Source organism: Nocardioides marinus (assembly GCF_013408145.1).
Lineage (GTDB): Bacteria > Actinomycetota > Actinomycetes > Propionibacteriales > Nocardioidaceae > Nocardioides > Nocardioides marinus.
This window is the reverse complement of record NZ_JACBZI010000001.1, coordinates 3,704,600-3,723,597: the sequence shown is the minus strand read 5'-3', so window position 1 is coordinate 3,723,597 and position 18,998 is coordinate 3,704,600. Positions and strand designations below refer to the sequence as shown.

At 72.0% G+C, this 18,998-nt stretch carries 19 protein-coding genes; 13 read left to right on the top strand and 6 right to left on the bottom strand.

All coding sequences use genetic code 11. The features are described 5' to 3' along the window. Positions 1 to 63: 63 nt before the first annotated feature. The 3 genes from BKA05_RS17500 (at position 64) to BKA05_RS17490 (ending at position 3,478) form a co-directional block, all read left to right on the top strand. Positions 64 to 1,407 (top strand): GH1 family beta-glucosidase, encoded by a 1,344-nt coding sequence (locus tag BKA05_RS17500; RefSeq protein ID WP_179532572.1) that lies wholly within the window; start codon positions 64 to 66, stop codon positions 1,405 to 1,407. Between the two features lie 71 nt (positions 1,408 to 1,478). Next, positions 1,479 to 2,555 carry a sulfotransferase family protein gene (locus BKA05_RS17495; protein ID WP_179532571.1) on the top strand — a complete coding sequence of 359 codons (1,077 nt, stop codon included), beginning with the start codon at positions 1,479 to 1,481 and terminating at the stop codon, positions 2,553 to 2,555. Beyond that, positions 2,552 to 3,478: a glycosyltransferase family protein gene (locus tag BKA05_RS17490; RefSeq protein ID WP_179532570.1), complete on the top strand. Its 927-nt coding sequence runs from the start codon at positions 2,552 to 2,554 to the stop codon at positions 3,476 to 3,478. The genes BKA05_RS17495 and BKA05_RS17490 overlap by 4 nt, the downstream gene beginning before the upstream one ends. Before the next feature lie 25 nt (positions 3,479 to 3,503). Here BKA05_RS17490 and BKA05_RS17485 read toward each other — a convergent pair whose 3' ends face one another. From BKA05_RS17485 to BKA05_RS17465, 5 genes are all read right to left on the bottom strand, one after another. Beyond that, on the bottom strand, positions 3,504 to 4,637 hold the full coding sequence (locus BKA05_RS17485; protein ID WP_179532569.1) for an aminotransferase class I/II-fold pyridoxal phosphate-dependent enzyme: 1,134 nt from the start codon (positions 4,635 to 4,637) through the stop codon (positions 3,504 to 3,506). A 59-nt stretch (positions 4,638 to 4,696) separates the two neighbouring features. Further along, complete coding sequence (locus tag BKA05_RS17480; protein ID WP_246289786.1) at positions 4,697 to 5,893, bottom strand: IS30 family transposase; 1,197 nt, start codon at positions 5,891 to 5,893, stop codon at positions 4,697 to 4,699. A 92-nt stretch (positions 5,894 to 5,985) separates the two neighbouring features. Next, positions 5,986 to 6,363, bottom strand: a complete 378-nt coding sequence (locus BKA05_RS17475; RefSeq protein ID WP_179532568.1) for a hypothetical protein — start codon at positions 6,361 to 6,363, stop codon at positions 5,986 to 5,988. A gap of 124 nt (positions 6,364 to 6,487) precedes the next feature. After that, entirely contained in the window at positions 6,488 to 8,500 is a 2,013-nt protein-coding gene (locus BKA05_RS17470; RefSeq protein WP_179532567.1) for an NADPH-dependent 2,4-dienoyl-CoA reductase, read from the bottom strand. After that, positions 8,497 to 9,030, bottom strand: coding sequence for a PadR family transcriptional regulator (locus tag BKA05_RS17465; RefSeq protein ID WP_179532566.1), 534 nt, complete (start codon positions 9,028 to 9,030; stop codon positions 8,497 to 8,499). The genes BKA05_RS17470 and BKA05_RS17465 overlap by 4 nt, the downstream gene beginning before the upstream one ends. A gap of 115 nt (positions 9,031 to 9,145) precedes the next feature. Between BKA05_RS17465 and BKA05_RS19400 the strand changes: the two genes are divergently transcribed. The 9 genes from BKA05_RS19400 (at position 9,146) to BKA05_RS17425 (ending at position 17,950) form a co-directional block, all read left to right on the top strand. After that, positions 9,146 to 10,027, top strand: a complete 882-nt coding sequence (locus BKA05_RS19400; RefSeq protein ID WP_218842442.1) for an ABC transporter substrate-binding protein — start codon at positions 9,146 to 9,148, stop codon at positions 10,025 to 10,027. Then, positions 10,027 to 10,884: an amino acid ABC transporter permease gene (locus BKA05_RS19395; RefSeq protein WP_343045734.1), complete on the top strand. Its 858-nt coding sequence runs from the start codon at positions 10,027 to 10,029 to the stop codon at positions 10,882 to 10,884. Before BKA05_RS19400 ends, BKA05_RS19395 begins: the two co-directional genes overlap by 1 nt. Next, complete coding sequence (locus tag BKA05_RS17455) at positions 10,881 to 11,618, top strand: amino acid ABC transporter ATP-binding protein (protein WP_179532565.1); 738 nt, start codon at positions 10,881 to 10,883, stop codon at positions 11,616 to 11,618. Before BKA05_RS19395 ends, BKA05_RS17455 begins: the two co-directional genes overlap by 4 nt. 44 nt (positions 11,619 to 11,662) lie before the next feature. Next, positions 11,663 to 12,820, top strand: coding sequence for a CaiB/BaiF CoA transferase family protein (locus tag BKA05_RS17450; RefSeq protein WP_179532564.1), 1,158 nt, complete (start codon positions 11,663 to 11,665; stop codon positions 12,818 to 12,820). 22 nt (positions 12,821 to 12,842) lie between these two features. Then, positions 12,843 to 13,586, top strand: coding sequence for a glutamine amidotransferase (locus tag BKA05_RS17445; RefSeq protein ID WP_179532563.1), 744 nt, complete (start codon positions 12,843 to 12,845; stop codon positions 13,584 to 13,586). A gap of 156 nt (positions 13,587 to 13,742) precedes the next feature. Then, positions 13,743 to 15,212, top strand: a complete 1,470-nt coding sequence (locus BKA05_RS17440) for a flavin-containing monooxygenase (RefSeq protein WP_179532562.1) — start codon at positions 13,743 to 13,745, stop codon at positions 15,210 to 15,212. 152 nt (positions 15,213 to 15,364) lie between these two features. Continuing rightward, a complete protein-coding gene (locus tag BKA05_RS17435) occupies positions 15,365 to 15,556 on the top strand; it encodes a CsbD family protein (protein WP_179532561.1) in 192 nt (63 codons plus the stop codon). A 195-nt stretch (positions 15,557 to 15,751) separates the two neighbouring features. Beyond that, a complete protein-coding gene (locus BKA05_RS17430) occupies positions 15,752 to 17,200 on the top strand; it encodes a DEAD/DEAH box helicase (RefSeq protein ID WP_343045733.1) in 1,449 nt (482 codons plus the stop codon). Between the two features lie 54 nt (positions 17,201 to 17,254). Continuing rightward, positions 17,255 to 17,950 (top strand): type II CAAX endopeptidase family protein, encoded by a 696-nt coding sequence (locus BKA05_RS17425; RefSeq protein ID WP_179532559.1) that lies wholly within the window; start codon positions 17,255 to 17,257, stop codon positions 17,948 to 17,950. A gap of 14 nt (positions 17,951 to 17,964) precedes the next feature. Here BKA05_RS17425 and BKA05_RS17420 read toward each other — a convergent pair whose 3' ends face one another. Beyond that, the gene (locus BKA05_RS17420; RefSeq protein WP_179532558.1) at positions 17,965 to 18,330 is read right to left on the bottom strand and encodes a hypothetical protein; all 366 of its coding nucleotides are present in this window, start codon (positions 18,328 to 18,330) and stop codon (positions 17,965 to 17,967) included. 243 nt (positions 18,331 to 18,573) lie between these two features. Between BKA05_RS17420 and BKA05_RS17415 the strand changes: the two genes are divergently transcribed. Beyond that, complete coding sequence (locus BKA05_RS17415) at positions 18,574 to 18,975, top strand: response regulator (RefSeq protein WP_179532557.1); 402 nt, start codon at positions 18,574 to 18,576, stop codon at positions 18,973 to 18,975. Positions 18,976 to 18,998: the final 23 nt, after the last annotated feature.

Sequence of the window (18,998 nt, the reverse complement as noted above, 5' to 3'; positions counted from 1 at the left end):
GAGCCTGAGGCGGCTCCTGCGCGAACTCCTGCGCGGGAGCCGCCTCGTCGGCATGATGGGCAGGTGCCCGACCGATCCCCCCTGGCGCTGCCGCCCGGTTTCCGCATCGGCACCGCCACGTCGTCCTTCCAGGTGGAGGGTGCGGCGGACTCCCGGGGGCCCTCGATCTGGGACACCTTCACGGCCACCCCCGGCGTGGTGCGCGACGGCACGTCGGGTGCGACGGCGTCCGGGCACCACGACCGCTACGTCGAGGACATCGCCCTGCTGGCCGACCTCGGTGTGCGCGACTACCGCTTCTCGATCTCCTGGCCGCGGGTGCAGCCGACCGGGCGCGGACCGGTCTCCACCGAGGGCCTGGACTTCTACGACCGTCTCGTCGACGAGCTCCTCGCGGCCGGGATCGACCCCATGGTCACGCTCTACCACTGGGACCTGCCACAGGCCCTCGAGGACGACGGCGGCTGGCTCAACCGTGGCACCGTCGACCACTTCGAGTCCTTCGCGGCGGTCGTCGCCGACCGGCTCGCGGACCGGGTGCGGCACTGGGTGCCGGTCAACGAGCCCAACGTCGCCACGATGTTCGGGTACGCCGTCGGGCTGCACGCGCCCGGGCGTCGGCTGATGTTCGACGCGTTGCACGTCTCCCACCACCTGCTGCTCGCCCACGGGCGCGGGGCGGTCGCCCTGCGGGCCGCGGGCGCGGAGAGCGTCGGCTGCGCCAACCACCACGCACCGATGTGGCCGGCGACCGAGGACGAGGCCGACGTCGGGGCGACCAAGCTCTTCGACGCCCTGTGGAACGGCATGTTCCTCGAGCCGATGCTGCTGGGTCGCTACCCGGCCGACCTGCAGCCCCTGGTCGAGGGCCTGGTGCGGGACGGCGACCTGGCCACGATCCGCCAGCCGCTGGACTTCTACGGCATCAACTACTTCATGCCGATGCGCGTGGGCGCTGCGCCCGAGGACTCCGACATGTTCTTCGCGCTCTACGACCTGGTCGGCTACCCCGAGACCGACTTCGGGTGGCCGGTCGTCCCGGACGCGCTGCGCGAGTGGCTGATCACCTTCCGGGCGCGCTACCGAGCGGCGCTGCCGCCGCTGGTGGTGACCGAGTGCGGCGCGGCCTACTCCGGGGAGCCCGACGCGGACGGGCGGGTCGAGGACCAGGCGCGCATCGACTACCTGCACGGCCACCTCGAAGCGGTCGCGGCCGCGTGCCGGCGCGGCGTGGACGTCCGGGCGCTGTACGTCTGGTCGCTCCTGGACACCTTCGAGTGGACCGAGGGCTACGCCCAGCGCTTCGGCCTGGTGCACGTGGACCCGGTCACCCAGCGGCGTACTCCCAAGGAGTCCTTCCACTGGCTTGCCGAGCTGATCGCTTCCCAGAGCCCGTCGGTGGGCTGAGGGGTCGGGCCACGGCGCCCGCGGCGACGGTGAGCGCCGACCCGCCCGGCTCTCTCGTTACGCTGTCGGGCATGGTCGACGCCCCCAGCCCCTCCGCGGGACCGGCTCAGCTCCTCGAGACCGCCGCGGGCCGTCGCATCGTCTTCGTCGTCGGCTCCGGCCGCAGCGGCACGAGCACGCTCTCCGGCTCCCTCCAGGCGCTGGGCATGCACGTGCCGCAGCCGGAGGTGGACGCCGACGAGACCAACCCCAAGGGCTTCGGTGAGCCGCAGTGGGTGGTCGACTTCCACGACGAGATGCTGCGCCGTGCCAACGTCGCGGTCTCCGACGCCCGCCCCTCGGCGTGGTTCGAGGCCGGCAAGATCAACAACCTCGAGCCGGTGCGTCGACGGCTGCACGAGTGGCTCGAGCAGCAGTTCGTCGAGGGTGGCCCCGAGCTGGTCGTGAAGGACCCGCGGCTGGCGTGGTTCATGGGCCTGTGGCGCGGTGCGGCCCTGCGCTGCGACGCGCGGCCCGGCTACGTCACGATGCTGCGCCCGGTCACCGAGGTCGTCGGCTCCAAGCAGCGCTACTACGACGCGAAGTTCGGCGAGGTCAACCGCACCGCCGCGTGGGTCAACATGATGCTGCACTGCGAGCGCGCGACCCGCGGGTCCGACCGCGCCTTCGTCCGCTACCACGACCTCCTCGACGACTGGACCGTCCCCGTCTTCGGCCTGGGTCAGCGCTTCGACCTCGACGCGGTGAAGTCGGCGGCGGCCAACGACATCCGCAAGGTGCACGCCTACATCGACCCCTCGCTGCGCCGCGTCCAGCTCACCTGGGACGACCTCGAGGTGCCCAAGCGGCTGCGCGAGATCGCGCAGGAGACCTGGGAGGCCCTCGACCGGCTGCCCGACGAGGGCGGTGACACCCCCGAGGTGCAGGCCACCCTCGACCAGCTGCGCGAGGCCTACGCCGACCTCTACGAGGAGGCGGCGGCGATCAGCCAGTCCACCGCGCTCGCCTCGCGGCGCGAGGGCTTCGGCGACGGCGTGCGGTCGACGCAGAAGCGTGGGATCGAGCGGATCCCGCACTGGGTCCGCGCGCTGGTCCCCGGCTTCCTGCGCCGCGGCGCCCGCAAGGTCGCCGGGAGGGAGCGGGCGTGAGCCCGGTCCGGGGCGCCGACATCCCCTGCCTGGAGCAGGATCCGGCGTACGACGTGCACTGGCCGTGGCGCGCGGGCCCGCTGCCCCAGGGCCTGACCTGCGTGTTCCGGGTCAAGAACGAGGCCCGCAACCTGCCCTGGGTCATTCCCCCGATGCTCGAGGCCGTCCAGCACGTCGTCCTGGTCGACAACCTCTCCGACGACGGCACCCCCGACGTCGCCCGTGAGGCCGCGGCGTCCATCGGTGCCGCCGAGCGCTTGGAGGTGCACTCCTACCCGCACCGCGTCTCGCGGGCCGGCACCGAGCACCTCGCCACCCGGCACGACTCGGTGCACTCGCTGACCCACTTCTACAACTGGTCCTTCTCCCACGTCCGCACCGCCTACTCGATGAAGTGGGACGGCGACATGGTGCTGACCACCGAGGGCGTCGGCGTGCTGCGCGACCTGTCCTGGCAGCTGCACGACTCCGGCGCGATCGTGGCGATCCCGCGGCACCCGCTGTCGATCGAGAGCGAGTCGGTGGCGTGGATCGACCTCGGGTTCCGGTTCCTGGAGCCGTGGATCTACCCCATGGGTCCGGAGTTCACGTTCGTGAAGGCCTTCGAGTGGGAGGTGCGGGAGTTCCCCGAGACCTCGCAGCGCATCATCGCCCCCGAGGGCCTGTGCGTGGAGCTGAAGTGGCTGGACCAGGACGAGTTCTCCCACTGGTCGGCGATGGACTTCGACGAGTCCCGCGCGCCGCGCAAGCGCCGCGAGTGGCAGGTCTACTCCGCGCTCATGGAGGGCCGTGGCGAGGAGGTCCAGGGCCTGCACCGCATCGAGGCGCCGCCCGGCGTGCACGTCATCGACTACGTCACCGACACCTGGCTGCCGCACGCCGAGCGCCCGCTGGTGCGGCGGGGCCGGCGGATCGAGAGCTGACCGCCGAACCGTCGCCCGCGCACGCTCAGGCGAGCGCCACCCCGAGCCGCCGCACGATCTCGGCGAGCCGGTCGGCGCTGGTGGCGATGTTGAGCCGCAGGTGGCCCTCCAGCCCCGGGTGGTAGTCGTGCCCGGCCGCAGCCATCACCCCGTGGTCGAGCCCGGCGGCTGCCGGGTCGGCGACGCCGTACGCGCGCAGGTCGAGCCAGGCGAGGTACGTCGCCTCGAGCGGCCGCATCCGGGCCTGCGGCAGGTGGGTGGCCAGCAGGTCGGCGAGGTCCTCGCGCAGCACGTCGAGACGCTGGCGCAGGGTCAGCAGCCACAGGTCGGAGTCGCGCCAGGCGGCGGCGCCGGCGACCATGCCGAGCCCGGTGTAGCCGTGGTTGGCCTCGAACGGGATCGACCGGATCGCCTCGGTGTCGTCGGGGCGCAGGGTGATGATCTGCGCGGCCTTGAGGCCGGGGGTGTTGAAGGACTTGGTGTGGCTGGTGACGACGATGCCGTCGGGGTCGACGCTGAGGTAGGGCACGAAGGTGCTGCCCGGCAGCACCAGCGGCGCGTGGATCTCGTCGGCCACCACGCGGGCCCCGAACTCCGCAGCAAGGTCGCGGACCGCCTCGAGCTCGGGGCGGGTGAGGACCCGGCCCCACGGGTTGTGCGGGCTGCACAGAAGCAGGGTGCGCGCGCCCGCCTCGAAGTGCGCCCGGACGGCCGCCAGGTCGAGGGTGGCGGTCTGGGCGTCCGGGTCGAGCTCGACGTACGCCGCCTCGCGCCCGGCCAGCGCCACGATCGTGCGGAACGGCGGGTAGCACGGCAGCGGCACGACGACCGGGCCCGGCGGGCACAGGTGCTCCAGCACCAGGCGCATCCCGGTGATGACGTCGCCGGTCAGGGTGGTCGACCCGGCCGGGACCTCCCAGCCCCAGTGCCGCTCGGCGAAGCCGCGGAACGCCTCCTCCAGCCCGCCGACCATCGGGTGGTCGAACGGCGGGTAGCCGAGCATCCCGCGACCGGCGGCGGCGTTGACCGCTGCCGAGATCGCGGGCGCCGGCGCGTAGTCCATCTCCGCGACCCACGCGGGGATCGTGCCCTCGGGGGCGCGGCCCCACTTCAGCGGCAGCGCCGCCCTGGCCTCGGCGTCGGTGAGGTCTCGGATCACCGGGCCGACGGTAGTACCCGGAGGAGCACGACGTTCTGCAGGTCCTGGGTGGGGCGAATTCAGCCGGTCGTCGCAACAGGTGGATCTGACGGTCCGGACAGTAGTGCTTCGAGTTCTTCCGCGGGAGTGCGCCACTTCAGTGTCTTGCGGGGGCGTGCGTTGAGCTGGGCTGCCACTTGGTCGAGCATCCCAGGCCCGTAGAAGGAGAGGTCTGTGCCCTTGGGCAGGTACTGACGCAGCAGACCGTTGGTGTTCTCGTTGCTCCCGCGCTGCCAAGGGGAGTGGGGGTCGCAGAAGTAGATGGAGAGTCCGGTCGCTTCGGCGATCTGGATGTGGTTGGCCATCTCTGAGCCCTGGTCCCAGGTCAGAGATCGACGCAACTGCTCGGGCAGCGTGGCCATCTTGGCCACCATCGCTTCTTGGACGATCTCGGCCGTGTGACCACCGGGTAGGTGCAGCAGCATCACGAACCTGGTGGTGCGCTCGACCAGCGTCCCGACCGCGGATCCGGACTCGGTCGAGCCAAGGATCAGATCGCCCTCCCAATGGCCCGGCACTGCCCGGTCCTCGACGTCTGCGGGTCGTTCGCTGATCATCACCATCCCGGCGAACCGCTGGCGACGTTGATCGGGTTGGCGATGGGGCTTACGCAGCGTGCGCCCGGTGCGCAGGTGGCGTGTCAGTTCCCGCTTCAGCCCGCCTCGGGACTGCACGTACAACGACTGGTAGATCGTCTCGTGCGACACCCGCATCTCCGCATCGTCAGGGAAGTCCTGCCTGAGCCGTCGCGCGATCTGCTCAGGGCTGTGGTCCTTGCGAAGTCGATCTTGCACCTCGTGCTGGAGTCGCTGGTTCGTGGCCAGCTTCGCGACTTTCGGGCGACAAGCCCGCTGATCAGCCTTGCTCTGTGCGTTGACCGCACCGTAGTTGCCCTTTGCCCCCCGAGCGGTGGCATTGCGGGTCAACTCCCGGGTGATCGTCGAGCGGTGTCGACCCAGCCGCCTGGCGATCTCTGCAGGTCGGACCTTCGCGGCGTGCAACGCCTCGATGCGACAGCGCTCCTCGTAGGTCAACGACCTCGTCGGCTGGGCCAGTCTTGGTTTCACTCCGCCAGATTCCTCGAGCCAGCGCCACACCACGCGAGTTGACACGCCCATCGCTTCGCCGGCGGCATACGGGGAGGGAAATTCCGCCACGAGGTCCCAAAACGCCCGCTCGACGCTGCGCCGCACCCGCGGTCTGCCTCCAACACCCATGCACCCTCCTGGGGCCTAGATGTTGCGACGACCGCGTGAACCCAAGTGGGGAATTCCTGCGAAACGTCGTGGACGACGACCGCCGACCCGGCTCAGGACGCTGCCAGGAGCCCCGCGCACACCGCGAGCACGAGGCAGGCCGGCACCATCGTCGCCCGCTCCGCGTGACTCCGGGAGGCGCCGTTGAGGACGACACCGAGTGCGAAGTACCCGGTCAGCACCCAGGTGGCGACATCGATCCAGCCGCCGGGACCGGGAGGGACGAGGTCGGCCCGGGCCAGGAGCAGGACGGCCATCAGGGCGTAGACGACCACCGAGACCGCCGAGCCGACCCGCAGGCCGGTGGGCAGGACGCGGTGCTGGCCGCCCCAGACGAGGTGACCGACGCGCGCACCGAGTGCGGCGGCGACCTGGAGCCCGGCGAGGGCGGCGAGCAGGGCGTTGGCCGCGAGCGCAGCGGTGACCTCCACGCGCAGCAGCCTAGGCCGCTAGGCCGGGGGTGTCAGGGCGGCGCACGTCAGAGGGCGCCCACGCCACGCCAGCACCCACGCCACGACCCGCGGGAGCACGGTCGGAGCGTGGGCACGGCCGTCGTCAGAGGGCGGCGGCGACCCGGGTGCCCTGCTCGATGGCCCGCTTGGCGTCCAGCTCGGCGGCGACGTCGGCGCCGCCGATCAGGTGCGCGGAGGGGTGGTCGAGCCCGTCGAAGACCGAGCGCACCGACTCCTGGCCGGCGCACACGACGACGTGGTCGACGACCAGCTCGTGGGCGACGTCGTCGACCGAGTAGTGCAGCACCACGCCGTCGGGGTGGTCGGCCACCGAGCGGTAGGCCACGCCCGCGACCTTCGTGACGCCCGCCTGCTTCAGCACCGCGCGGTGCGCCCAGCCGGAGGTCTTGCCGAGGTCCTTGCCGATGACCGAGGTCTTGCGCTGCAGCAGCGTCACCTCGCGGGCCGCCGTGCGCGGCTTGGGCTCGGTGAGCCCGCCGGGGTGGACCGCCGGGTCGCCGACGCCCCAGACCTCCATGAAGTCGTCGGCCCCGTCGTGGGTCAGCCAGTGCGACACGTCGACCCCGATGCCGCCGGCGCCGATGACGGCCACCCGGCGACCGGGCACGACGCGGCCGGCCAGCACGTCGGCGTACGACACGACGCGCTCGTGGTCGGCCCCCGGCAGGTCGAGCACGCGCGGCTCCACACCGGTCGCGACCACGACGTCGTCGAAGCCGGCCAGGTCGTCGGCAGCGGCGTACGTCGAGAGGCGCACGTCGACGCCGAGCACCTCGAGCCGCCGGCCGAAGTAGCGCAGCGTCTCGGCGAACTCCTCCTTGCCGGGCACGGCCATCGCCAGCCGGAACTGGCCGCCGAGCTCGGGGGAGGCCTCGAAGAGGGTCACCTCGTGGCCGCGCTCGGCGGCGCTGACCGCCGCCGAGAGCCCCGCGGGCCCGGCGCCGACGACGGCGACAGAGCGCCGGGTGCGCGTGGGGGAGAGGACCAGGGTGGTCTCGCGGCCGGCGCGCGGGTTGACCAGGCAGGACGCCTTCTGGTTCTTGAACACGTGGTCCAGGCAGGCCTGGTTGCAGGCGATGCAGGTGTTGATCTCGTCGGCGCGGCCCTCGGCGGCCTTGGCCACGAAGTGCGGGTCGGCCAGCAGCGGGCGCGCCATCGACACCAGGTCGGCCTGCCCGTCGGCGAGCACCTGCTCGGCGAGCTCGGGGGTGTTGATCCGGTTGGACGCGCAGACCGGCACCGACACCTCGGCCTTGAGGCGGGCGGTCGTCGAGAGCCAGGCGCCGCGCGGGACCTGGGTGATGATCGTGGGCACCCGCGCCTCGTGCCAGCCGATGCCGGTGTTGAGCACGGTCGCGCCGGCCTCGACGACGCGGTGCGCGAGCTCGAGCACCTCGTCCCAGGTCTGGCCGCCCTCGACGAGGTCGAGCAGCGAGATGCGGTACATGATCGGCAGGTCGGGGCCGACGAGCTCGCGGGTGCGGCGCACCACCTCGACCGGGAAGCGCATCCGCTTCTCCGCGCTGCCGCCCCAGGCGTCGGTGCGGTCGTTGGTGCGCTCGGCCAGGAACTGGTTGATCAGGTAGCCCTCGGAGCCCATGATCTCGATCGCGTCGTAGCCCGCACGCTGGGCCAGCGCGGCCGTGCGTGCGAAGGCGGTGGCCGTCTTGTCCACGCCCTTCGTGGACAGGGCCGACGGCTTGAAGGGCGTGATCGGGGACTTGCGGCTCGACGCCGACACCGAGATCGGGGTGTAGCCGTAGCGGCCCGCGTGCAGGACCTGCAGCGCGATGGCACCGCCGTGCTCGTGCACCGCTCCGGTGACGGCCTTGTGCCGCTCGGCCTGCAGGCGGGTGCGCAGCTCGGAGGCGAAGGGCTTCAACCAGCCGCGCCGGGTCGGCGCGTAGCCACCGGTCACGATCAGGCCGGTGCCGCCCTTGGCGCGCTCGCCGACGTACGCCGCCATCTTGGGGATGTCCCACGGGGCGTCCTCGAGGCCGGTGTGCATCGAGCCCATGACCACGCGGTTGCGCAGGGACAGGGACCCGAGCGTCAGCGGGCTGAGCAGGTGCGGGTAGTCGGTCGGTGCGTTCATGAGCCGTGTGCCTCCAGGTACTCGGTGAGCCAGGTGATCCAGGTCTGCTCCATCAGCACCCCGCCGCGCAGGACGAGGTACTGGTCGAGCTCCAACCCGGACAGGGTCGAGGGGTCGGGGTAGTCGCGCGCCACCAGCTGCTCGTAGTGGTCGAGCCGCAGGTGGTGGTCGGCGAGGTTCGCGCGCACGACCTCGAGGACGGCCTGCCGGTCGCCCCAGGACGCGGCGCGCATCTTCAGCGCCAGCTCCGAGCGCAGGTGCTCGGTGTCGGTCGGCTCGGCGAGCCAGTCGGCCAGCGTCGTACGACCCAGGTCGGTGACGGCGTAGACCTTCTTGTCGGGTCGCCCCTGCTGCGCGACCTCCTCGACCGTCACCCAGCCGTCGCCGTCCATCCGCCCGAGCACCCGGTAGATCTGCTGGTGCGTGGCGCTCCAGAAGAAGCCGATCGAGCGACCGAACCGCTTGGTCAGGTCGAGGCCGGAGGCCGGCTGCTCGCACAGGGCGACCAGCAGGGCGTGCTCGAGGGCCATGGGCAGCATGGTGCCGCACCTATGCAACGAGTTGCAACCACCGGGCGGTGTGGTGCCGGTCTCGCCGTGGCCGCGGCGCGGACGCCGGCGGGCCGCGAGACCCTACGATCGGCGCATGCGCCGCACCCTCGCCTCCGCCGCCGTCCTCGCACTCGGGGCGCTGGCCCTGACCGCCTGCGCCCCCATCGAGGAGGCGTCCGACCCGGCCGCCGCCCCCAGTGCGCCGGCCGACGACCTGGACCCCGCGGACTGCGTCACCGACGAGATGCTCCTGGAGCCCGGCGTGCTGACCGTCGGCACCGACTCCCCGGCGTACGACCCGTGGTTCGTGGGCAACGACCCCACCAACGGCGAGGGCTACGAGAGCGCGGTCGCCTACGAGGTCGCCGACCGCCTCGGCTTCTCCGAGGACCAGGTCACCTGGGTGAAGGTCCCCTTCAACACCTCCTACGCGCCCGGCGCGAAGGAGTTCGACCTGGACATCAACCAGATCTCGATCACCCCGAAGCGTGCCGAGGTCGTGGACTTCTCCGAGGGCTACTACCAGGCCGCGCAGGCCGTGATCGCCCTCGACGGGACCGCCGGCGCGGAGGCCACCAGCCTGGCCGACCTCGCCGACCTGCGCCTCGGCGCCCAGACGGGCACCACCTCGCTGACCGCGATCCGCGAGATCATCGCGCCCACGGAGGACCCGGCCGTCTTCGAGGACACCAACGCCGCCAAGCAGGCGCTGGTCAACGACCAGGTCGACGCGATCCTGGCCGACCTGCCCACCGCGTTCTACATCTCCGCCGTGGAGATCGAGGACAGCGTGATCGTCGGGCAGTTCCAGCCCGAGACCGGCGACCAGGAGGAGTTCGGGATGCTCTTCGAGAAGGGCTCCCCGCTGGTCCCCTGCGTGGACGCCGCCCTCCTCGCGATGCGCGAGGACGGCACGCTGGAGGCCATCGAGACCGAGTGGCTCTCCGACGTCGTCGACGTCCCCGAGCTCCAGTAGTGGGCCCTGCCGGGGGCTGGACCCCCAGCGAGCACGAGCTGGGCCGCCGCGAGGTCCGTCGCCGCCAGCGGCGGCGCTCCCTGCTGGTCTCCACCGGCACCACCGTCGTCGTCCTCGGGCTGCTGCTCCTCGGGCTCCTCACCGCGCCCGGGTGGCCTCGGGTCCAGGCACTGTTCTTCTCCTGGGAGGACGCTCGCGAGTCGTTCCCGGCGATCCTCGACGGGATCTGGCTCAACATCCGGCTCTTCGTGCTGTGCCAGCTGGCGATCCTGCCGCTGGCCCTGTTGATCGCCGTCTCGCGCGGCACTCGGTCGCCCTGGCTGGCGCCGGTGCGGGTCGTGGCCGTCGCCTACACCGACGTGGTGCGTGGCATCCCCACGATCCTGCTGGTGGTGCTGCTGGGGTTCGGGGTCCCGGCCCTGCAGCTGGAGGGGCTCACCAACGACCGGACCTTCTGGGCCGGGGTCGCCCTGGTGATCTCCTACTCCGCCTACGTCGCGGAGGTGTTCCGGGCCGGCATCGACTCCGTCCACCCCTCGCAGGTGGCCAGCGCCCAGGCCCTCGGCCTGGGGCACGTGCGCACGCTGCGCCACGTGGTGGTGCCGCAAGCGGTGCGTCGCGTCGTCCCGCCGCTGCTCAACGACTTCGTCTCGCTGCAGAAGGACACCGCGCTGGTCTCCGCGGTCGGGGTCTTCGACGCCGTCTACACCGCGCGTGACTACGGCGCCTACAACTTCAACTACACCCCGCTCGTGGTGGTCGCGGCGTTCTTCGTCGCGATGACGGTGCCGCTGGCACGGCTCACCGACTGGTTGCAGCGCCGCCTGGTCGAGCGCGAGAGGGCGGGGGCACGATGAGTGCGCTGCTGGAGGTCCGCGGCCTGCGCAAGGCGTACGGCGAGCGGCTGGTCCTCGACGACGTCTCCCTGAGCGTGGCCGCGGGCGACGTGGTGTGCCTGATCGGCTCCTCGGGGTCCGGCAAGTCCACGCTGCTGCGCTGCCTGGACCTGCTCGAGCCCGTCGACGACGGCACCATCCACCTCGACGGCGTGGAGATCACCGACCCCGAGGTGGACCTGCGCGCGGTGCGCCGCCGGATGGGCATGGTCTTCCAGGCCTACAACCTCTTCCCGCACCTGACGATCCTGGAGAACTGCACGCTCGCGCCGCGGCGGGCCCACGGTGTCGGTCGTCGCGAGGCCCGCGACCGGGCACTGGACCTGCTGGGTCGCTTCGGGCTCGCCGAGCACGTGGACAAGCACCCCGATCGACTCTCGGGTGGCCAGCAGCAGCGCGCTGCCGTCGTACGAGCCCTGTGCACGCAGCCGACCCTGCTGCTGCTCGACGAGATCACCGCGGCGCTCGACCCCGAGCTGGTGGGCGAGGTGCTCGACATCGTCCGCGACCTCGCCGCGGGCGGGACGACGATGGTGCTGGCCACCCACGAGATGGCCTTCGCCCGCGAGGTGGCCACCACCGTGTGCTTCCTGGAGGGCGGCCGGATCCTCGAGCAGGGCCCACCGGACCGGATCTTCACCCGTCCCGAGCAGGAGCGGACCCGCGCCTTCCTGCGCCGGGTGCTCCCATCCTGAACCACCCCTCGCACGGTGACAGTTTTGCTGTCATGATCCCGCCCATGAGCATCGAGCTGGGGCAGGGCACGGGCCCGCTGAAGGGCGTCAAGGTCGTCGAGATCGCCGGGATCGGCCCCGGGCCGCACGCCTGCATGCTGCTCGCCGACCTCGGCGCCGACGTCATCCGCGTCGACCGCCCCGGCGGCCAGGCGATGACCGGTGGGTCCCACGACCTGCTCAACCGCGGCCGCCCCAGCGTCGCTCTCAACCTCAAGGATCCCGAGGCCGTCGCCACGGTCCTGGACCTCGTCGAGGGTGCCGACGTGCTGATCGAGGGCATGCGCCCCGGTGTCGCGGAACGCCTCGGCTTCGGGCCCGAGCACTGCCACGAGCGCAATCCGCGGCTGGTCTACGGCCGGATGACCGGGTGGGGCCAGGACGGCCCCCTGGCCACCGCGGCCGGCCACGACATGAACTACATCGCCATCACCGGCACCCTCTTCGGCCTTGGTCAGGACAAGAGCCGCCCGCACTTCCCCGCCAACCTGGTCGGCGACTTCGGCGGCGGCTCGACGTACCTCGTGATCGGCATCCTCGCCGCGCTGCTCGAGGCCAGGGTCTCCGGCCAGGGCCAGGTGATCGACGCCGCGATCGTCGACGGCACCGCCAGCCTCAACGCCATGACCGCCGCCTTCCTGCACTCGGGTGCCTTCCGCGAGGAGCGCGCGGCCAACCTGCTCGACGGCGGGGCCCCCTTCTACGACGTCTACGAGACCTCCGACGGCCGGCACATGAGCGTCGGCGCGCTCGAGCCGCAGTTCTTCGCCGAGCTGGTGCGGCTGCTCGACCTCGGCGACCGGTGCCCGGGCCAGATGGAGTTCGACCGCTTCGACGAGATGCGTGCGCTGTTCGCCGAGACCTTCAAGCAGCGCACCCAGGCCGAGTGGGTCGCGCTCTTCGAGGGCACCGACGCCTGCGTGGCGGGCATCATCCCGATCAGCGAGGCCAAGGACCACCCGCACATGGCGGCCCGTGAGGTGTTCGTCGAGAAGGACGGCGTCGTGCAGCCGCAGCCGGCGCCGCGCTTCTCCCGCACCCCCGCCACCCTGGGTCTGCCGCCCTCGGAGAAGGCCGGCATCCACACCCGCGAGGCCCTGACGGCCTGGGGCGTCGGTGACGTCGACGGTCTCATCGAGCGGGGGGCCGCGGTCCAGGCCTGAGGATCCTTCCTAGGCTGGGCCGGTGCGGCCCTTCCTCTTCCTCGGCACCCGGGCCGAGGACGTCGCCGCCGACGGCGAGTACGACGCCGTCCTCCGCTTCTCCGGGCTCGAGGAGTCCCAGTGCCGGCGGGTGCGGCTGGAGCGGGACTCCCTGGCCGACGTGCTGGGCGAGGTGGACCTCGACGACTGGTCCGGGGTCATCCTCGGCGGCGGTCCGTTCAACGTCTCCGACCCCGAGGAGCGCAAGTCGCCCGCGCAGCTGCGGGCGGAGGCCGAGCTGCGCGCGCTGGCGTTGCAGGTCGTGGAGACCGACACCGCCTTCCTGGGCTGCTGCTACGGCATCGGGACGCTCGGCGGCCTGCTCGGGGGCATGGTCGACCGGACCTACGGGGAGCCGATCGGGGCGGTGCCGATCACCCTCACCGACCAGGGCGCCGAGGACCCGCTCCTCGGCGTGCTGCCGCCGACGTTCGACGCCTTCCTCGGCCACAAGGAGGCCGTCCACACGCTCCCGCGGGGCGCGGTGCTGCTCGCCTCCTCGGCGACCTGCCCGGTCCAGGCGTTCCGCCTCGGCTCGCGTGTCTACGCCACCCAGTTCCACCCCGAGCTCGACAACGACGGTCTCGTGACCCGGATCGAGGTCTACCGGCACTACGGGTACTTCGAGCCCGCCGGGGCCAGTGCGCTCATCGACTCCGCCCGCGCCGCCCGGGTCACCGAGCCGCCGCGCCTGCTGGCGCGCTTCGTGGAGCTCTTCGCACGCTGAGGAAGCTGGTCGAGCAGCGAGCGCCAGCGAGCGGGCGTCGAGACCACCGGTTGAGGGCGGTCTCGACGCCCGCTCGTCGCTGGCGCTCCTCGCTGCTCGACCAGCAACGCTAATGAACATCTGTCAATAGCCCCGGCTCTCGGCTACCGTCTCCCCATGAGCCAGACCCAGCCCGAGCACGTCGACGTCCTGGTGGTGGGGGCCGGCCTGTCCGGCATCGGTGCCGCCGCGCAGCTGCGCAGCCGCCACCCGGGCCGCAGCGTGGCGGTCCTGGAGGCCCGCGAGAGCCTCGGCGGCACGTGGGACCTCTTCCGCTACCCCGGCATCCGCTCGGACTCCGACATGTTCACCTTCGGCTACCGCTGGCGTCCCTGGCCCAGCGACACCTCGCTGGCCGACGGTCCGCTGATCCTCGACTACCTGCGCACCGTCGCGGAGGAGTACGGCGTCGACCGACTGATCCGCTACCGCCACAAGGTCGTTGCAGCGGCCTGGGACTCCGGCGACCAGCGCTGGACCGTGACCGTCGAGGTCTCGACAGGCTCGACCGGCGGCGAGCCGGAGACCCGGACGATCACCTGCGGCCTGCTGTGGGGCTGCTCGGGCTACTACGACTACGAGACCGGGCACGCACCGCAGTTCCCCGGTGCCGAGCGGTTCCAGGGGCAGGTCGTGCACCCGCAGTTCTGGCCCGAGGACCTCGACCACACCGGCAAGAAGGTCGTCGTCATCGGCTCGGGCGCCACCGCGATCACGCTGGTGCCCGCGATGGCGGGCGAGGCCGAGCACGTCACCATGCTGCAGCGCTCTCCGACGTACGTCCTCAACCGGCCGGCGCGCGACCCGCTGGCGCGCAAGCTCGCCAGGCTGCCGGAGAAGGTGCGCTACCCGGTGGTGCGGTGGGCCAACATCCTCACGCAGGTCGGCTCCTACCAGGCCTTCCAGAAGTGGCCGTCGTGGGCGCGGAAGTACATCCGCAGCCAGACGGTGAGGCTGGTGCCCGACCACGTCGACGTCGACACGCACTTCAACCCCAGCTACGACCCGTGGGACCAGCGCCTGTGCGTCGTCCCGAACGCCGACCTGTTCAAGGCGCTGCGCAGCGGCGAGGCGAGCATCGTCACCGACACCATCGAGACCTTCGACGAGACCGGCATCCGGCTCACGTCCGGCGAGCACCTCGAGGCCGACGTGATCGTCACCGCCACCGGGCTGAAGCTCAAGCCCTTCGGCGGCTTCGCGATGACCGTCGACGGCGCGGAGGTGAAGCTGCACGACACCATGGCCTACAAGGCCCTCATGCTCTCCGACGTGCCGAACTTCGTCTTCACCATCGGCTACACCAACGCCTCCTGGACCCTCAAGGCCGACCTGGTCAGCGACTTCGTGTGCCGGATGCTCGAGCACCTCGACCGCACCGGCACGCGCTCGTTCGTGCCGCGTCGCGACGAGGGCGTCGGCGAGAGGCCGTTCATGGACTTCCAGTCCGGGTACGTCCTCCGGGCGCTGGACGACCTGCCGGTGCAGGGGGACCGTGCGCCGTGGCTGCTGAAGCAGAACTACCTCGTCGACGTCCGCCACATCCGCCGCGGCGACCTCGACGACGGGGTGCTGGAGTTCGCCTGAGCCGACCGGTCCCCCAGAGGAGGGATCCTCACCGTCGTACGCCGGGCGCAAACCCACCCCCGTGGGCGGACCCGGCGGGGTGATCTGCGCGGGCCGAGCGCCGGGTTCCATGGGTGGCGTCACCGAACACCACACCACAACGGAGGTGCACCATGGGACTGGATGACAAGCTGTCCAACAAGGCCGAGGACCTCAAGGGCCAGGGCAAGGAGAGCGTCGGCAAGGCGACCGACGACCAGGAGCTCGAGAGCGAGGGCAAGGGCGACCAGGCCTCCGCTGCCGTGAAGGACGCCGGCGAGAAGGTGAAGGACGCCGGCAAGCGGCTCAAGGACGGGCTCACGTGAGCCGTGCCACTCCCGGCCTCGACGGTTAGGCCACGCGGGCTGCTCCCCGTACGCTGGGGAGCAGCCCGTTCCGGTCTCGCCCCGGGCTCGCGGCCCTCCGGCCGCTCCTCTCCCAGCATGGGAGACACGTCCGCCCCGCAGCACGCGGCGCCGCGGACGACCTGGTGGGACACACCTGCAGTGAGTAGAAACCCTGTGACGACCACGTCCTTCGCCGATCTCGGCGTCCCGTCCGACCTCGTCCGCGTCCTCGCGGGCCTCGACATCACCACCCCGACCCCCATCCAGGCAGCCACGCTGCCGGACTCCCTCGCCGGCCGAGACGTGCTCGGCCGCGGCCGCACGGGCTCGGGCAAGACCTTCGCCTTCCTCCTGCCCCTGGTGGCCCGCCTCTCCGGCGGCCGCCCGGCCGGCCCCTCTCGGCCCCGCGCGCTGGTCCTCGTGCCGACGCGCGAGCTGGCCCTCCAGGTCCAGGAGTCCCTGGCGCCGCTCGCGCAGGCGGCCGGCATCTCCAGCCGCACCGTCTTCGGCGGCGTGGGCCAGGGCCCGCAGGTCCAGGCGCTGCGCAAGGGCGTCGACGTCCTCATCGCCTGCCCCGGCCGCCTCGAGGACCTGATCGGCCAGGGCCACTGCCGCCTCGACGCCATCGAGGTCAGCGTGCTCGACGAGGCCGACCACATGGCCGACCTCGGCTTCCTGCCGGCCGTGCGCCGGCTGCTGAACGCGACCCCGAAGGGCGGTCAGCGACTGCTGTTCTCGGCGACCCTCGACCGGGCCGTCGACGTCCTGGTCAAGCAGTTCCTCGACCAGCCCGTCACCCACGAGGCCGACTCGCCGCAGTCGCCGGTGAAGTCGATGGACCACCACGTCCTCCGGCTGGCGCGCGAGCACCGCCTCCCCACCCTGGTCGACCTGACCAGCGCGCCGGGTCGCACGGTCGTGTTCACCCGCACCAAGCACGGCGCCAAGGCGCTGACCCGCCAGCTCAACAAGGCCGGCGTCCCCACCGTGGAGCTGCACGGCAACCTCGGCCAGGGCGCTCGCACCCGCAACATGGAGGCCTTCCACTCCGGCCAGGCCACGACGCTGGTCGCCACCGACATCGCCGCGCGCGGCATCCACGTCGACGACGTCTCGCTGGTCGTCCACGCCGACCCGCCGGCCGAGCACAAGGCCTACCTGCACCGCTCCGGTCGTACGGCGCGGGCCGGGTCGGCCGGCACGGTCGTCACCCTCAGCACCCCCGAGCAGGACCGCGACGTGCGCGACCTCGCTCGGGCTGCCGGCATCAAGCCGCGGATCACCGTCCTGGACGGCCCCGGCCACCCGGTGCTCTCCGAGCTCGCCCCCGGCGAGCGGGTGCTGGTCCCCGGCGGGCTGGTGCTCACCGTGCCGACCCAGCAGTCGGGACAGTCGGGCAGCGGCAAGAGCGCCGGTGCGCGGAGCAAGCCCCAGGGTGCAGGCGGCGGCCGTTCGCGGTCGCGCCGCGGGCGCGGCGGCTCGGGCTCGGGCCAGGGCGGCCAGCGCTCCAGCCAGGGCGGCCAGGGCGGCCAGCGCTCCGGTCAGGGGCGCCAGCGTTCCTCGGCCGCCGCGGGCTCGGGCTCTCGGCACAGCGCGGCCTCGTTCAGCTCCAAGGCTCGCTGAGGCAGCCGGGCACCCGACACGGGCACCCGACACGGACACCACGAGGAGGTCACCATGAGGGCGCAGGTGCGTCGCGCGCTGTGGGACATGGTCCCTCGCGATCACCGCGAGTCACCCCGGGCGCTGCGGCGCCGCCAGCTCGTGGTGATCGCCTTCGTCCTCGTGGGGGCCGTGGTGCTCGGCTTCTCGCTGCGCACCGAGCCGGGCTCGACCCAGTTCTACGTCTTCACCCTGGTGATGGCGGCCCTGTGGACCGTCGGGGCCTTCGCCTCGGGGCCGCTCCACCTGGGCCGCATCGCGCTGCGTGATGCCCACGTGCGCCCGGTCCTCACCCCGTTCGTGGTGGGGGCGGTGATCGTGGGCATCTTCGCCGCCGGCGGCCTGCTCGTGCGCTCGTTGGGCTTCCTGGACCCGCTCACCGAGCAGATCCGCGACGTGCTGGCCTACACCGACGAGAGCACGCTGTGGGCGCTGGCGCTGATCACGGCGGTCAACGGCATCGCCGAGGAGCTCTTCTTCCGCGGGGCGGCGTACGCCGCTGTCCCCAAGCACCCGGTCACGGTCACGACCATCGCCTACACCATCGCCACCATGGCGACCGGCAACCTGATGCTGAGCTTCGCCGCCGTGCTGCTGGGGGTCGTGGTCGGGCTGGAACGCCGGGCGTCCGGTGGCATCCTGGGCCCGATCATCACGCACCTGACCTGGTCGCTGTCGATGCTCGTGCTGCTGCCGCTGATCTTCCTCTGAGCCGCGGCCGCGGGTCAGCCCCTCGGCGGCCGCCGGCGCAGGCGGTCCGCGATCATCTGCCGGTCACGGCGGAAGGTGCGCAGCAACGAGGGGGTGGACTCCCATGCCGGCTCCACCTGGGGGTCGCGGTAGGCGCCCAGCGCGAGCGCCTCGCTCACCGTGAGGCGCAGGCGGATGCGGATCACGACGTCGATGCGTCCGTCAGCCGCGACGACCGGCTCGGCCTGCGCCAGGTGCAGGGCTCCGTCGAGGTCCTCGACGACGATCCTCGAGCCCAGCGCAGCGGTGGGGTCGCCGTAGGCGAGGTCCGCGGCAGGGATCGGCTCGCCCTCGTGGCCCACCAGCCACGCGGTGCTGCGTCGTACCTGCACCAGCTCCATCGTGAGACCTCCGTGAGTGAGCGTCCCTCGAGGGTGACAGACCGAGCTCGCCCGAGCGTGGAAGCTGCCGTGAGGAACGTGTGAAGACCCTGCGGAGCAAACGTTTGCGCGCTCCCGACCCGCCAAGAAGCCATGAAGATGGGACCCACACCTGGCCGGGGAGAGCCGGCCGGGTCACGCTGGTCCAGAGGACGGGCGTGGACCACCACGACGAGCCGGTGCAGAGACTGAGGGGACGCAGTGATGGGACGGAGCGCGGTGCTCGTCGTCGACGACGACGACGACTTCCGTGCCCTGGTACGCCTGCACCTGGTGGCGTCGGGCTTCGAGGTCGAGGAGGCCGACTCCGGTGAGGGAGCACTGGAGCTGGTCGAGACCTCCCCGCCCGCCCTCGTCCTCTCCGACCTGCGGATGGGCGGCATGGACGGCGCCGAGGTGCGCGAACGCCTGGCGCGCAGCCACCCGGACCTCCCGGTGTTCGTCTGGTCGGCGCTGCCCACGCGCGCCCCGTCGGTGATGCGCAAGGGGCTGCAGGCGCTCGAGAGCGTCATCGCCGAGCACCGCGAGACGCTGCTGGCCCAGAGGTCGGCCCAGAGGTCGGCCCAGAGTTCGGCCCAGCACTCCCGGCGCGCAGACACGGCCTGACCCGGCTCGCGGTCCCCGGGGCC

Excerpts from the sequence above, each read along its gene's own strand:
- BKA05_RS17470 (WP_179532567.1), bottom strand. The coding sequence starts at position 8,500 with ATGAACGCACCGACCGACTACCCGCACCTGCTCAGCCCGCTGACGCTC.
- BKA05_RS17455 (WP_179532565.1), top strand. The coding sequence starts at position 10,881 with ATGAGTGCGCTGCTGGAGGTCCGCGGCCTGCGCAAGGCGTACGGCGAG.
- BKA05_RS17440 (WP_179532562.1), top strand. The coding sequence starts at position 13,743 with ATGAGCCAGACCCAGCCCGAGCACGTCGACGTCCTGGTGGTGGGGGCC.
- BKA05_RS17420 (WP_179532558.1), bottom strand. The coding sequence starts at position 18,330 with ATGGAGCTGGTGCAGGTACGACGCAGCACCGCGTGGCTGGTGGGCCAC.
- BKA05_RS17435 (WP_179532561.1), top strand. The coding sequence starts at position 15,365 with ATGGGACTGGATGACAAGCTGTCCAACAAGGCCGAGGACCTCAAGGGC.
- BKA05_RS17415 (WP_179532557.1), top strand. The coding sequence starts at position 18,574 with ATGGGACGGAGCGCGGTGCTCGTCGTCGACGACGACGACGACTTCCGT.
- BKA05_RS19400 (WP_218842442.1), top strand. The coding sequence starts at position 9,146 with ATGCGCCGCACCCTCGCCTCCGCCGCCGTCCTCGCACTCGGGGCGCTG.
- BKA05_RS17465 (WP_179532566.1), bottom strand. The coding sequence starts at position 9,030 with ATGGCCCTCGAGCACGCCCTGCTGGTCGCCCTGTGCGAGCAGCCGGCC.
- BKA05_RS17480 (WP_246289786.1), bottom strand. The coding sequence starts at position 5,893 with ATGGGTGTTGGAGGCAGACCGCGGGTGCGGCGCAGCGTCGAGCGGGCG.
- BKA05_RS17450 (WP_179532564.1), top strand. The coding sequence starts at position 11,663 with ATGAGCATCGAGCTGGGGCAGGGCACGGGCCCGCTGAAGGGCGTCAAG.
- BKA05_RS17495 (WP_179532571.1), top strand. The coding sequence starts at position 1,479 with ATGGTCGACGCCCCCAGCCCCTCCGCGGGACCGGCTCAGCTCCTCGAG.
- BKA05_RS17425 (WP_179532559.1), top strand. The coding sequence starts at position 17,255 with ATGAGGGCGCAGGTGCGTCGCGCGCTGTGGGACATGGTCCCTCGCGAT.